At 63.4% G+C, this 12,474-nt stretch carries 13 protein-coding genes; 3 read left to right on the top strand and 10 right to left on the bottom strand.

The window, feature by feature from the left end:
- The first annotated feature begins 52 nt into the window (after positions 1-52).
- Complete coding sequence (locus IB249_RS17300) at positions 53-376, top strand: multidrug transporter (RefSeq protein ID WP_192306874.1); 324 nt, start codon at positions 53-55, stop codon at positions 374-376.
- Positions 377-485: 109 nt separating this feature from the next.
- On the opposite strand, the gene IB249_RS17295 is transcribed toward IB249_RS17300, so the two are convergent.
- The 5 genes from IB249_RS17295 to IB249_RS17275 all read right to left on the bottom strand — a co-directional run bounded on the left by IB249_RS17295 (position 486) and on the right by IB249_RS17275 (position 5,175).
- Positions 486-737, bottom strand: a complete 252-nt coding sequence (locus IB249_RS17295) for a YfhL family 4Fe-4S dicluster ferredoxin (protein ID WP_003195146.1) — start codon at positions 735-737, stop codon at positions 486-488.
- Positions 738-837: 100 nt separating this feature from the next.
- Positions 838-1,317, bottom strand: coding sequence for a pantetheine-phosphate adenylyltransferase (coaD, locus tag IB249_RS17290; RefSeq protein ID WP_045059801.1), 480 nt, complete (start codon positions 1,315-1,317; stop codon positions 838-840).
- A gap of 115 nt (positions 1,318-1,432) precedes the next feature.
- Positions 1,433-3,028, bottom strand: a complete 1,596-nt coding sequence (locus IB249_RS17285) for a GMC family oxidoreductase (RefSeq protein WP_192306872.1) — start codon at positions 3,026-3,028, stop codon at positions 1,433-1,435.
- 143 nt (positions 3,029-3,171) lie between these two features.
- The gene (locus IB249_RS17280; RefSeq protein WP_192306870.1) at positions 3,172-3,717 is read right to left on the bottom strand and encodes a twin-arginine translocation pathway signal protein; all 546 of its coding nucleotides are present in this window, start codon (positions 3,715-3,717) and stop codon (positions 3,172-3,174) included.
- Positions 3,718-3,744: 27 nt separating this feature from the next.
- Complete coding sequence (locus IB249_RS17275) at positions 3,745-5,175, bottom strand: coniferyl aldehyde dehydrogenase (protein WP_192306868.1); 1,431 nt, start codon at positions 5,173-5,175, stop codon at positions 3,745-3,747.
- Between the two features lie 149 nt (positions 5,176-5,324).
- Between IB249_RS17275 and IB249_RS17270 the strand changes: the two genes are divergently transcribed.
- Both IB249_RS17270 and IB249_RS17265 read left to right on the top strand, forming a co-directional pair.
- The gene (locus tag IB249_RS17270; RefSeq protein ID WP_192306866.1) at positions 5,325-5,996 is read left to right on the top strand and encodes a TetR/AcrR family transcriptional regulator; all 672 of its coding nucleotides are present in this window, start codon (positions 5,325-5,327) and stop codon (positions 5,994-5,996) included.
- Between the two features lie 44 nt (positions 5,997-6,040).
- Positions 6,041-6,895: a sulfurtransferase gene (locus IB249_RS17265; RefSeq protein WP_192306864.1), complete on the top strand. Its 855-nt coding sequence runs from the start codon at positions 6,041-6,043 to the stop codon at positions 6,893-6,895.
- A 110-nt stretch (positions 6,896-7,005) separates the two neighbouring features.
- Here the strand turns inward: IB249_RS17265 and IB249_RS17260 are convergent, their stop codons facing one another.
- Genes IB249_RS17260 through IB249_RS17240 form a run of 5 tightly spaced genes read right to left on the bottom strand, consistent with a single transcriptional unit; the run spans position 7,006 to position 12,346 of the window.
- On the bottom strand, positions 7,006-7,842 hold the full coding sequence (locus IB249_RS17260; protein WP_192306862.1) for an AraC family transcriptional regulator: 837 nt from the start codon (positions 7,840-7,842) through the stop codon (positions 7,006-7,008).
- Between the two features lies 1 nt (position 7,843).
- Positions 7,844-8,842 carry a hydrolase gene (locus tag IB249_RS17255; RefSeq protein WP_192306860.1) on the bottom strand — a complete coding sequence of 333 codons (999 nt, stop codon included), beginning with the start codon at positions 8,840-8,842 and terminating at the stop codon, positions 7,844-7,846.
- A 54-nt stretch (positions 8,843-8,896) separates the two neighbouring features.
- On the bottom strand, positions 8,897-9,508 hold the full coding sequence (gene rsmD, locus IB249_RS17250) for a 16S rRNA (guanine(966)-N(2))-methyltransferase RsmD (RefSeq protein WP_192306858.1): 612 nt from the start codon (positions 9,506-9,508) through the stop codon (positions 8,897-8,899).
- On the bottom strand, positions 9,508-10,998 hold the full coding sequence (locus tag IB249_RS17245) for a M16 family metallopeptidase (protein ID WP_192306856.1): 1,491 nt from the start codon (positions 10,996-10,998) through the stop codon (positions 9,508-9,510). The genes rsmD and IB249_RS17245 overlap by 1 nt, the downstream gene beginning before the upstream one ends.
- Entirely contained in the window at positions 10,991-12,346 is a 1,356-nt protein-coding gene (locus IB249_RS17240; RefSeq protein WP_192306854.1) for a M16 family metallopeptidase, read from the bottom strand. The genes IB249_RS17245 and IB249_RS17240 overlap by 8 nt, the downstream gene beginning before the upstream one ends.
- Between the last annotated feature and the right edge of the window lie 128 nt (positions 12,347-12,474).

Here is a 12,474-nt window from a genome sequence, read left to right as displayed (position 1 = left end):
CGCCCTACGGTCTATAGTCAGTGTTCCCACTGCCAAGTCGAAGGACCGTGCCATGAACCTGTTTCGAACCCTTGCCGTTGTTGTGCTGCTGAGCGTCGGTACGCCGGTGCTGGCGTCCAACACCGGCAGCGGCGACCCGCGCTACACCATTCAGAATCCCCCGGCGTACGCCATGCTCGGCGACCTGCTGATCGCCCGTCCCTTGCTGGTCGTGGCCACGGTGATCGGTGCGGGGGCGTTCGTGGTGTCCCTGCCGTTTACCGCGCTTGGCGGCAATGTTGGCGATGCGGGGCAGGCGCTGGTGGTCGATCCGGGCAAAGCGGCGTTCGTGCGGTGCCTGGGGTGTATCGGGGAGGGGTTCGAGCAGCGGGAGTGAATCAGACATTTTTTTGCCCGATCGCGAGCAGGTTCGCTCCCACCGTTGAAGTGCACTTCCCGTGGGAACGAGCCTGCTCGCGATTAGGGGGCCACAGACGGTAAAAGACTCACGCCTTCCCGGTGATCTTGCGGTACTTCTCCATCAACTGCTCTTCAGTTTCCGGATGCGCCTCGTCCAGCGGGATGCAGTCCACCGGGCAGACCTGCTGACACTGGGGTTCGTCGTAGTGGCCGACACATTGAGTGCACAGGTTCGGGTCGATCACGTAGATCTCTTCGCCTTGGGAAATCGCCGCGTTCGGGCACTCGGGTTCGCAGACGTCGCAATTGATGCAATCGTCGGTGATGATCAGGGACATGCTAACTCCAGCCGGGGCGGACAACCATGGCGCAATAAACCAATGGGCGTAATTGTGCCGCATTGGCGCTGCTGGAGCCAGCAGGCTGGCTCCAGCAGGGTTATTTCTTGAAGCGCTCGGTCAGGGCATCGGCCACGGCAGGGTGGACGAACTTGGTGATATCGCCGCCCAGGGCTGCGATTTCACGGACCAGCGTCGAGGAAATGAACGAATAACGTTCGGACGGGGTGAGAAACAGGCTTTCCACATCCGGCGCCAACTGACGGTTCATGTTGGCCAGCTGGAATTCGTATTCGAAGTCCGATACCGCGCGCAAGCCACGCAGGAACACATTGGCGTTCTTTTCTTTGGCGAAATGTGCGAGCAGTGTCGAAAAGCCGACCACTTCCACGTTCGGCAGATGTTTAGTGACCTCGCGGGCCAGCTCCACACGCTGTTCCAGGGGAAACAACGGGTTCTTCTTCGGGCTGGCGGCAACGGCGATGATCACATGATCGAACAGGCGCGAGGCACGCTCGACCAGATCGCCATGGCCCTTGGTAATAGGGTCGAAGGTACCTGGGTACAACACTCGGTTCATCGCGTCGTCCTGGCGGGAGTCCGTTGGGGAGTCGGATGGTATCGCAGCCGTCCCGGTCGGCCAAGTCGCCTGATCGGTAAGAAAGCACTATAGACCATCGCAATAATCACTCTTTTCAGGGCGTTTTCAAACGTTCGGCAAGGTCCGTCGCCAGTTGCGCGGTCAGTCCGTAGACTGATAATTGCGGGTTTGCGCCAATGCTGGTGGGGAACAGCGAGCCATCGTGAACGGACAGGTTACGGAGTTGATGATGCCGGCCAAGGCTGTCGGTGACCGCCTTTTTCGGGTCTTCGCCCATGGCGCAACCGCCCATCACATGGGCGCTGCCCAGGCGTGTGCGATACAACTCGAGGCTCAGGCCGTCGATCAGCGTGCGGGCTTCGGCCAGGGTGTTCACATAGCGGGCATCGGCGTGCATCGGCATCACGGCCCGGGCGCCACCGGCGAACTGGATCTGCGCCATGCTGTGGAAGGCTCGGCGCACCCCATCCCAGGCGTAGGGCGATACCTGGTAGTCGAGCACGGGCGTGTTGTCGCCGCGCAGCTCGACGCTGCCGCCGGGGCTGTCCGGGTGAAAACCGTCGCGCAGCAACGCCAGCATGGCATGGGTATGGGGCAGTTGTTCCATGCGTTGCGCATTGTCCTGGCCGAAGCCGCCGAGCAGGGTGGCGGCCAGGGCCGGATGCAGGGGCGGCACCTCGAGTTTGTAGGCCATCCTGCCGGTGGTGCCGTCCCGCCATTGGAAATGGTCGGAGTAGATTGACTGTGGCGCGCCGTAGAACGGGTTGATCACCTCGTCGAACAACCCGGCGGACATGTTCACCAGGTGCAGGAACGTGCGTTTGCCCAGCCGCTTGTGCGGGTCTGGCGCGTCGGACCGCAACAGCAGCGCGGGGCTGTTGATCCCGCCTCCGGCCAGCACGTAATGCCTGGCCTTGACCGTGATGGTCGTGCCCGTGGGCGCCACGCTGCGCTCGTCCATCGCCACGCATTGCAGGCCGGTGACCTGATCGTCCTTGATCAGCAGTTTTTCAGCGCGGGCCAGGTAGAGCAGTTCGCCACCCTTGTCCAGGGTCGCCGGAATCGTCGTCACCAGCATCGACTGCTTGGCATTGACCGCGCAGCCCATGCCGCAATAACCAAGGTTCCAGCAACCGCGCACATTGCGCGGGATGACGTGCCAGGCGTACCCCAGTTGCTCGCAGCCCTTGCGGATCACGTCGTTGTTGGCGTTGGGCGGAACCCGCCAGGGCGCGACGCCGAGGCGCTGTTCCATGGCCTCGAACCAGGGCGCCATGTCGGCCGGGCTGTGGCCCCGGACGTCGTGTTCCCGGGCCCAGTGTTCGAGTGTCGGGTCCGGGGTGCGAAAGCTCGACGTCCAGTTGATCAGGGTCGAGCCGCCCACCGCACGGCCTTGCAGGATGGTGATGGCACCGTCCTTGCTCATGCGGCCTATGCCTTCCTGATAGAGGCTGGTGTAGGCCTGGTCTTCGAGCAACTTGAAATCGCTGCTGGTCTTGAGCGGGCCTTCTTCGATCAGCAACACCTTGTAGCCGGCGGCGCTGAGTATCTCCGCCGTGGTGCCGCCGCCCGCGCCGCTGCCGATGATGGCCACGTCGGCCTCCAGGTGCAGGTCTTCGTTCAGTTGCGCGCCGTTGCGGGTTTTCCAGCCACGGGCCATGCCTTCGCGGAACGGGTCGGGTACGGGCATCTTGGGTTCTCTTGTTTTTATGGTTAAGAGCTGTGTCGTTCCTGGAATCGCTATCGCCAGCAGGCTCGCTCCCACAGGGGTTGCAAGGCCGCCTCAGACCCTTGTGGGAGCGAGCCTGCTCGCGATGGAGTCGACTCGGTCGATCAGACCACCGGCGGCCCGGGGTACCCGCAATGCGCCCACGACTCCCGACGGCTGTACCACGCCATCATCACCATCTGCTGCAATGAGCTGTGCCCCATGCGCAACAGGGTCAACGAGCTGTTTTCCCAGCGTCGGAGAAAGTGCCGCATCTGCTCGGGGCTGGCGTTCTCCCAACTGCCCCAGATGCCGGTCAAGGGCCCGCGGGTCACGGCCATGGCCAGCACATCGAACAATTGACGGGTCAGCTTGAGCATTTCCGGCGACAGGTGGGCCAGGCCGGTATCCAGGGTTTTCAGGGTGCCTTCGAGTGCTTGCGGCATTTGCTCGGCGGCCACGCCACCTTCGAGCATCACCGGGATCAGCGCCCGCAGGAACAACAGGTCGGCGCTGCGCAATATCGCAAAACCGTTGGCCGAAAGGCCCGAAGAACAGCCGCTCAGGCTCGCGCCCAGCCCGGCCGTGGCCAGGAACGCCGTGGCCCCGACACTCAATTGCAGCAGGCCGCGCCGTGACAGCGCGGGTGGATCGGACAGGCCTGGGTTCATTGTTGTTATTGCCCGAGCAGTGAATCGTTAGCGGATGAACAGCTTCTGGATCAGTTTCTGAATGGATGTGCCGTAGGGTGGGTAAACCAGTTTTGCGGCGTTGAAGCGCTGCTTGGTCAGCACGCCCTTGGCCTTGCTGAAGGTCAGGAAGCCTTCGTGGCCGTGGTAGTGGCCCATGCCCGAGGCGCCGATGCCACCGAAGGGCATGTCGTCCTGGGCGACGTGCAGCAAGGTGTCGTTCAGGCACACCCCACCGGAGTGGGTCTCATGCAGCACGCGGTTTTGTTCGCGCTTGTCGTAGCCGAAGTAGTACAGCGCCAGTGGGCGCGGTCGCTGGTTGATGTAGGCAAATGCCTGATCAAGATCGGTGTACGGCACGATCGGCAACAACGGTCCGAAGATCTCGTCCTGCATCACCACCATCTCGTCGCTGACGTTGAGCAGCAGGCTGTGGTTCATGCGGCGTCGCTGGCCCTGATCGAACAGCGGAATCAGCAGCGCGCCTTTGCTGGTGGCGTCGCTGATGTAGCCGCTGAGCCGAGCCAGTTGTCGTTCGTTGATGATTGCGGTGTAGTCCGGGTTATCCGCAAGGGTCGGATAAAACCCGCGAACCGCCTGGCGATAGGCTTCGACGAAAGCGCCTACGCGGTCCTCCGGCACCAATACGTAGTCCGGGGCCACGCAGGTTTGACCGGCGTTGAGGGTCTTGCCGAAGGCGATGCGTTCGGCGGCGTCCTTGAGTGGCACATCGCGGGAGACGATGGCCGGGGACTTGCCACCCAATTCCAGCGTGACCGGTGTCAGGTTCTCGGCGGCGGCGCGCATCACGTGCTTGCCGATGCTGGTGGCTCCGGTGAACAGCAGGTGATCGAAGCGCAGGCGGGAGAACGCGACGCCGATGTCGGCTTCACCCAGCACCACGCCCACCAGGTCTTCGGGAAAGATCCGCCCCAGCAACTCCTTGAGCAGCAGGCCGGTGGCGGGGGTCGATTCGCTGAGTTTGAGCATCACCCGGTTGCCCGCCGCCAGTGCCCCGACCAAGGGGCCGATGGCCAGGTAGAGAGGGTAATTCCACGGCACGATCACCCCGACCACGCCCAGCGGCTGATAAACCACCTTGGCCGAAGCCGGCTGGAATGCCAGGCCGACCTTGCGCCGGGACGGCTTCATCCAGCCGTTGAGGTGCCGACTGGCGTAGTGAATGCCGTGCAGGCTGGGCATCAATTCGGCGAGCAGGGTTTCGTCGGCGCTGCGGTGGCTGAAGTCCTGGCTGATTGCATCGATCAGCGCCTGGCGCTCGGCACTCAACAGCTCTCGCAAGGCTTTGAGCCATTGCTGGCGCTGCGCGGCGGGCGGCATCGGGTTGGCGGCGTAGGCGGCGCGCTGGGCCTCGAACAGGCTTTGGAGTGCGTCCAGAGGCTGCTGCAGGGTCTGCAGGTAGGCAATGTCAGCCGTCATGGTCATCTCCCTGGTTTTATTGTGATGAAGAGCTTTTTAGAGTCTATGCTCTATAAAGTCAAATGACATCCCGACGCGGCTTTGTTTTATCCCCTTGCGGATAGGTCGTAAGATGCCCGTCAACGCACCCTGGAATTAAAGCTCAAGTCATGGCCCCACGGATCAAAACCAGCGAGCGCATCGTGCAGAACAGCCTGGAGTTGTTCAATCAGCAGGGCGAGCGCAGCATCAGCACCAACCACATTGCGGCCCATATGGAAATTTCCCCGGGCAACCTCTACTACCACTTCCCCAACAAGCAGGCGATCATCGCCGTGTTGTTCAGTGAGTACGAAAGCCTGGTGGACAGTTTCCTGCGCCCGCCCCAGGGGCGCGCCGCCACGGTCGAGGACAAGCGCTACTACCTCAAGGAGTTGCTGGCGGCCATGTGGCGCTACCGCTTTCTGCACCGTGACCTCGAACACCTGCTCGACAGCGACCCGGAACTGGCGGCGCGCTACCGGCGTTTCTCCCAGCGCTGCGTGATCCAGGGCACGGCGATCTACAAGGGGTTCGTCGAGGCCGGCATCCTGAAGATGGACCGCGTGCAGATCGAATCCCTGACGATCAATGCCTGGATCATCCTGACGTCCTGGGTTCGCTTTCTGTGCACCACGCGGGAGAACTCCAATCACCTGAGCGAACAGGCGATCAAGCGCGGGGTTTACCAGGTGCTGGTGTTGGAGGCCGGGTTTGTCACGGACCAGTCCCGCGATGCGGTCAACGCCCTGTTCGAAGAGTTTTATGTACCGCTCGCCCAGGCGCTGGAGGAAGTGGGATAGGTAACTGGGGTAGGATTCGGTAACGCCCACCACAGGAGCCTGTTATGCCCATTGCGCGATTGATCAGCCCGCAAGCGTTGGACCTGAAGAAGGAGCAGCCGGGGCGGGTGATCCTTGATTGTCGTTTTGCCCTCGAAGACCCGGACTACGGTCAGCGCAGCTATGCCGAAGGGCACATCGCCGGATCGAGCTTTGCCGATCTCGAACGTGACTTGAGCGGGCCTGTGACCAAGGGCGTGACCGGGCGGCATCCGTTGCCGGATCCTGGCGCCTTGATCGAGCGTTTGCAGGCCTGGGGCATCAATGCCGACAGCGAAGTGATTCTGTATGACGACGGCCCCGGTGCCTTTGCGGCGCGGGCCTGGTGGTTGCTGGCCTGGCTGGGCAAGCGTGAGGGTGTGTTCATTCTCGATGGCGGGCTCAAGGCCTGGCATGCGGCGGGCCTGCCCCTGAGCCTGGATGCGCCGCAGATTCAGCGCGGCACCTTCAGCGGGACGCCGGACACGACACTGCTGCTCAGCGCCGACCAGCTTCAGCAGCGCCTCGGCCAACCGGCCCTGACCCTGCTCGATGCCCGGGCCTTGCCACGCTTCAAGGGTGAAGTCGAGCCCATCGACCCGATTGCCGGGCACATCCCCGGTGCGCAATGCGCAGCGTTCACTGACAACCTGGGCAGCGACGGGCGCTTCCTGCCGGCCGATCAGCTCAAGCAACGGTTCGCGGCGAAACTGGGCAGCCGCTCACCGAGCGATCTGGTGGCGTATTGCGGCTCCGGCGTGACGGCGTGCCATAACCTGTTCGCCCTGTGCCTGGCCGGTTATCCGTTGGGGGCGTTGTATGCCGGGTCCTGGAGCGAGTGGATCAATGATCCTGCGCGTGGTGTCGCGACGGGCGAGTGATAATTGGGGGAGCGGGCTTGCCCGCGAAAGCGGTGCGACATCGGACATAACAGTCGACTGACACTCCGCTTCGCGAGCAAGTCCGCGCCCACAGGGGCGCTCCAGTGATTTCAAGCGTCTGGCAACTGCCGCGCCCTGCGATAGGCCCCCGGCCCGACCCCGTAAACCTGCTTGAACTGCCGACTCAAATGGCTCTGGTCAGCGAAGCCCAACTGTGTGGCCACTTCCAGCGGCAGGCATCCTCCCTGCAATAACGTCCGCGCCCGGGCGATGCGCTGCTGCATCAGCCAGGTGTGCGGCGGGATGCCGGTGGCGTGGCGGAATACTCGGGCAAAGTGAAACGGTGACAGGTTCACCGCTGCCGCGAGCTCTTCGAGGGATGGCGGCGCTGCCAGTTGCGCCTGCAGCAACTCCTTGGCCCGGCTCACAGCCCGGTGTTCCTTGCCGGGTTTTCCAGGGTCCGCAACAGCCGCGTGGCGTTGCAGCAACGAGAGCATCAGTTCCCGCCAGGCGGTTTGCTGTTGCAGCGCGCTGGCCGGACTTTCGAGCAGGCGATGCAACTGGCAGAACCCCTTGACCAGGTCCGGATCGCGATAGAGCGTGGCGCCAAACGCCGGCAAGCTGTGGGTGGGCAGTTCAAGTTCGTTCAGCAGCGCGAGGATCTGCCCGCTGTCGGGATAAAACGCCCGATACAACCAACCGTCTTCCGTGCCCTTGTGCCCGGTGTGCACTTCATCGGGGTTGATCAGCACCAGCGTGCCGCTGCCCGCCAGGTGCTCGGCACCGCGATAGCGATAGCGCTGGGCGCCGGCCATGATCATGCCGATCACGAAACCGTCGTGCACATGAGGGGCAAAGCGGTGCTCGATGTAACGCGCGGACAACAGCTCGACCCCCGCCAGCGGCGCGGTTTGCCAGAAACGGATCGATTCACCCCCGGTGTTCATGTCACGCATGCCCCTGTGCGGCCAGCCACTGCGGTATGCGTCGTTCCAGGTAGTAACCCGGGTGGCGGAACGAGCCATCGACGAAGCCGACATGCCCGCCTTTGGCATGCAGCTCGAACTGCGTGCAGGCGGACAGCTCCTCGGCCTGGGGCAGGCTGTGGGGGAACACGAACGGGTCGTCGGCGGCCTGGATGATCAGCGTCGGCGTGCGAATCTCGCCGAGGTAATAACGGCTCGAGGCACGGCGGTAGTAGTCCTGCGCGTCGGTGAAACCGTGCAGCGGCGCGGTGATCCGGCCATCGAAATCCCAGAAGGTGCGCATGTTTTCCAGCGAGCCCAGCGCGGCCAGTTTCGCCAGGCCATCCTCGCGCCCGTCATGCTGGAACTGGCGTTGCTTGTTCTTGATGTAGGCGACCATCTCGCGCATGAAGTGCGCCTGATAGACCCTGGAGAAACCCTGGCCGATACGGTCTGCGCATTGATCGAGGCGAAACGGCACCGACACTGCCACGGCGCCGAGCACGCCACTGTCGCTGCCGGCCTCGCCCAGGTGCTTGAGCAGAACATTGCCGCCCAACGAATAGCCGACCGCGTAGAGCGGCGCCAGGGGCCGCCTGGCCCGCAGGTGCCTGATGGCTTCGGCCAGGTCTTCGCTGGCGCCGGAGTGATAGCTGCGCGGCAACAGATTCGGCTCGCCCGAACAACCACGCCAGTTCAGCGCTACGCTGGCCCAGCCCTGGGCACCCAGCGCTTTTTGCAGGCCGGCCACGTAGGGTGAATTGGACGAGCCGGTCAGGCCGTGCAACAGCAGCACCAGTGGGGTATCGGCGTTGTGCGGGCCGTGCCAGTCCAGGTCAAGGAAGTCGCCATCCTCGAGCCAAAAGCGTTCGCGCTCGCGTTCGATGTGCGTGGTTTTGCGCCAGAGCGGCCCCCACAAGGTCTGCAAGTGCGGGTTGCCAAGGCCGAAGGCGGGGCTGAAGCGTTCTGACGGAAGGGACACGATTGCTCTCGATGCAGCGGTGCGCAACCTGTGCGCACCTTTCAGGCCGGTCGGTTAACCAGCGATCTCTGCCATACGTTGCCACAACGAGTAGTACACGCGCCCGGATTTCTGCTCGCGGTGCAGGCGCCAGTTACCCGGCAGACCGAGCGTCGAGGGGGCGCTTTCACTTTCGGTGTAGATCCAGGCGTCGGCCGCCAGCCATTGGCGCTCTTCAAGCAACGTGCACACGGCCGGCAGCAGGTTCTGGTTGAACGGTGGGTCGAGGAACACCAGGTCGTACGCGCTGGCGGGCTGGGTTTCCAGATAACGCAGGGCGTCGGCGGTCTGCACCTGGCCGTTGGTGCAGCGCAGTGTGCCCAGGTGTTCCTTCAGACTGGACACCGCCACATGGCTGGCGTCCAGCGCCTGGCCCGTGGCTGCGCCGCGGGACAGCGCTTCGAGAAACAGCGCACCGCTGCCGGCGAACGGATCGAGCACCCTGGCCCCGGGCACGTAGGGTGCGAGCCAGTTGAACAGGGTTTCACGTACCCGGTCCGGGGTAGGGCGCAACCCCGGCGCATCGGGAAAGCTCAGTTTGCGGCTGCGCCATTCGCCGCCGATGATGCGCAGCTGGTTCACACCGTTGTGCACGTTTTGCGCAGGTTTTTTAGGACGGGTAGCCATTAATGCTCCGGAACCCCGAGCGGTTGCTCGGCAGGTTTGTCAGTGGGGGCCGGCAACGGCTTTTGCGGCACGGTCGGGCCAGCGGTGACGATGACCATCTTGTCCGCGCTCAGGTGTTTGTTCAGTGCGTTTTTGACTTGCTCGACCGTCAGGCTCTGGGATTGCTGCATGAAGTCTTCCAGGTAGCTCAGTGGCAGATTATAGAAGCCCATGGCGCCGAGTTGGCCGACGATGTCCGCGTTGCTGGCGGTGGACAGCGGAAAACTGCCGGCCAGTTCGCGTTTGGCGTCTTCGAGTTCCTTCTCGGTCGGGCCGGTCTTGAGGTAGTCGGCCAGCACGTCTTGCACCAGCTTGAGTGTGCCTTCGCTCATCTCGGCGCGGGTCTGCAGGTTGATCATGAACGGGCCGCGCGCCTGCATCGGGGTGAAGCCCGAGTACACGCCATAGGTCAGGCCGCGTTTCTCGCGCACCTCGCTCATCAGGCGGGTGCCGAAACCACCGCCGCCGAGGATCTGGTTGCCCAGGGACAGGGCGGCGTAATCCGGATCGTCCCGGTCGATGCCCAGTTGCGCGAGCATCAGGTTGGTCTGCTTGGACGGGAACTCGATGTGGCCGATGCTGGCCTTGGGGTCAACCGGCTGCGCCAGTTTTGCCAGCGCCGGGCCTTTTGGCAGGGCGCTGGACACCTGGGCGGCAATCGCTTCGGCTTCGGCACGCGACAGGTCGCCCACCAGCGCAATCACCACGTTGCCCGCCGCGTAGGCTTTCTCATGGAAGGCCTTGAGTTGCGCCAGGGTAATGCCCGGAATGGTTTTCGCCGTGCCATCGCTGGCATGGGCGTAAGGGTGGTCGCCGTACAGGCGATTCATCAACTCGATACTGGCCAGTTTGCCGGGGTTCTGTTTCTGGTACTCGAAGCCGGCCAGCATCTGGTTCTTGATGCGGTCGAACGAGTCGGCGGGGAAGGTCGGCTTGCCGACGACCTCGGCGAACAGTTTCAGTGCGGGCTCACGTTTGTCCACAGCGCTGAGGCTGCGCAGGGAGGCCAGCGCCATGTCCTTGAACGCGCCGTTGCCGAAGTCGGCCCCCAGGCCTTCGAACCCTTCGGCGATGGCGCTCACGTCCTTGCCGGCAACGCCTTCGTTGAGCATCGCGTTGGTCAGCGTCGCCAGGCCCGGCGCATCGCCGTCCTGACTGCTGCCGGCGGCGAAGATCAGGCGCATGTCGAACATGGGCAGCTCGCGAGCCTCGACGAACAGCACTTTGGCGCCTTCGGCGGTACTCCAGTTCTGAACGTTCAGGGTGCGCCGACTGGGCGTCTTGCCGTCGAGCTCGGCCAGCGATTGCAGCTTCTGGCTGGACTTGGCCTTGTCCAGCGCTTCGCTGGCGATGGATTCATCGGTCTTCGAGAAATAGAAGGCAGCCGACCCGATCAGGGCGACAGCGATCAGGCCCAGCAGGGCCAAACGTGGTTTTTTACGCTCACTCATGAGTCGTCTCCAGTGGCAGGACATGGGCGACGCTCAGACGTTCGCGGGTGAAGTACAGCTTGGCGGCGTTCTGGATGTCTTGCGGCGTGACCGCTTCCAGTTCGGCCAGTTCGGTGTCCATCAGTTTCCAGGACAGGCCGACGGTTTCCAGTTGCCCGATGGCGGTGGCCTGGCTGGTGATCGAGTCACGCTCGTAGACCAGGCCAGCAATGACCTGTGCTCGTACCCGTTCCAGTTCGTCGGCGGACGGTGCAGTGGTCTTCAACTGCTCGAGCAGTTTCCACAGGCCGGCTTCAGCCTGGGCGATGGATTTGTTTTTCTGCGTGTTGGGGGTGGCGGACAGGGTGAACAGGCTGTCGCCCCGGGTGTAGGCGTCGTAACTCGACGAGCCGCCGGACACCAGTTCTTCACCGCGTTCCAGTTGGGTCGGGATGCGTCCGCTGTAGCCGCCGTCGAGCAGGGCCGAGATCAGGCGCAGGGCGTTGACCGAACGCTTGTCTTCGGCCGTGGCGATGCTCGGTACGTTGAAGCCCAGCATCAGGCTCGGCAATTGTGTCTGCACGTGCAGGGTGATCTGCCGCTCGCCGGGTTCGGCCAGTTCCAGCGGGATCTTCGCCGGTGGCACGTCGCGCTTGGCAATCGGGCCGAAGTAGCGCTGGGCCAGCGTCTTGACTTCATCCGGGGTGACGTCGCCGACCACCACCAGCGTGGCGTTGTTCGGCACGTACCAGGACTGGTACCAATGGCGCAGTTCTTCGACTTTCATGCGGTCCAGGTCGGCCATCCAGCCAATGGTCGGCGTGTGGTAGCCGCTGGCCGGGTAGGCCATGGCCTTGAAGCGTTCGTAGGCCTTGGACATCGGCTTGTCGTCCGTGCGCAGGCGACGCTCTTCCTTGATGACTTCGATTTCGCGGGCGAACTCGTCGGCCGGCAGGCGCAGGCTGGCCATGCGGTCGGCCTCCAATTCGAAGGCGACGCCCAGGCGGTCGCGGGCCAGCACCTGGTAGTAAGCGGTGAAGTCGTCGCTGGTAAAGGCGTTCTCCTCGGCGCCGAGGTCGCGCAGGATCAGCGACGCCTCGCCGGGGCCGACCTTCTCGCTGCCCTTGAACATCATATGCTCCAGGGCGTGGGACAGACCGGTCTGGCCCGGCGTCTCGTAGCTTGAGCCGACCTTGTACCAGACCTGGGAAACCACCACCGGCGCGCGATGGTCTTCGCGCACGACAACCTTCAGACCGTTGTCGAGGGTGAACTCATGGGTCGGTTGCGGATCGGCAGCGAGGGCTGAAAATGGCAGGCAAACTGTGCTGAACAGCAGGCCTGCAGCGCGGCGGGCAAGAGCATTCATTCGTTTTTTAACCTTTGGGGCTGCCCGCTAGGTCTTAGCGTCGGCGGGCGAGAGGGTGCTAGGATACTGATCCGTTTTAGTGGCGGCCACGCCTATCAGGCCATTACGTTTGATCAGGTTGAAAGGGT

The organism is Pseudomonas sp. PDM04, assembly GCF_014851765.1.
In the GTDB taxonomy this organism is placed as follows: Bacteria; Pseudomonadota; Gammaproteobacteria; order Pseudomonadales; family Pseudomonadaceae; genus Aquipseudomonas.
Note: the sequence above shows the minus strand (reverse complement) of the source record. Positions and strands in the feature narration are given on the sequence as shown.

Excerpts from the sequence above, each read along its gene's own strand:
- IB249_RS17240 (WP_192306854.1), bottom strand. The coding sequence starts at position 12,346 with ATGAATGCTCTTGCCCGCCGCGCTGCAGGCCTGCTGTTCAGCACAGTT.
- coaD (WP_045059801.1), bottom strand. The coding sequence starts at position 1,317 with ATGAACCGAGTGTTGTACCCAGGTACCTTCGACCCTATTACCAAGGGC.
- rsmD (WP_192306858.1), bottom strand. The coding sequence starts at position 9,508 with ATGGCTACCCGTCCTAAAAAACCTGCGCAAAACGTGCACAACGGTGTG.
- IB249_RS17275 (WP_192306868.1), bottom strand. The coding sequence starts at position 5,175 with ATGACGGCTGACATTGCCTACCTGCAGACCCTGCAGCAGCCTCTGGAC.
- IB249_RS17285 (WP_192306872.1), bottom strand. The coding sequence starts at position 3,028 with ATGCCCGTACCCGACCCGTTCCGCGAAGGCATGGCCCGTGGCTGGAAA.
- IB249_RS17260 (WP_192306862.1), bottom strand. The coding sequence starts at position 7,842 with ATGAACACCGGGGGTGAATCGATCCGTTTCTGGCAAACCGCGCCGCTG.
- IB249_RS17295 (WP_003195146.1), bottom strand. The coding sequence starts at position 737 with ATGTCCCTGATCATCACCGACGATTGCATCAATTGCGACGTCTGCGAA.
- IB249_RS17270 (WP_192306866.1), top strand. The coding sequence starts at position 5,325 with ATGGCCCCACGGATCAAAACCAGCGAGCGCATCGTGCAGAACAGCCTG.
- IB249_RS17245 (WP_192306856.1), bottom strand. The coding sequence starts at position 10,998 with ATGAGTGAGCGTAAAAAACCACGTTTGGCCCTGCTGGGCCTGATCGCT.
- IB249_RS17300 (WP_192306874.1), top strand. The coding sequence starts at position 53 with ATGAACCTGTTTCGAACCCTTGCCGTTGTTGTGCTGCTGAGCGTCGGT.
- IB249_RS17280 (WP_192306870.1), bottom strand. The coding sequence starts at position 3,717 with ATGAACCCAGGCCTGTCCGATCCACCCGCGCTGTCACGGCGCGGCCTG.
- IB249_RS17265 (WP_192306864.1), top strand. The coding sequence starts at position 6,041 with ATGCCCATTGCGCGATTGATCAGCCCGCAAGCGTTGGACCTGAAGAAG.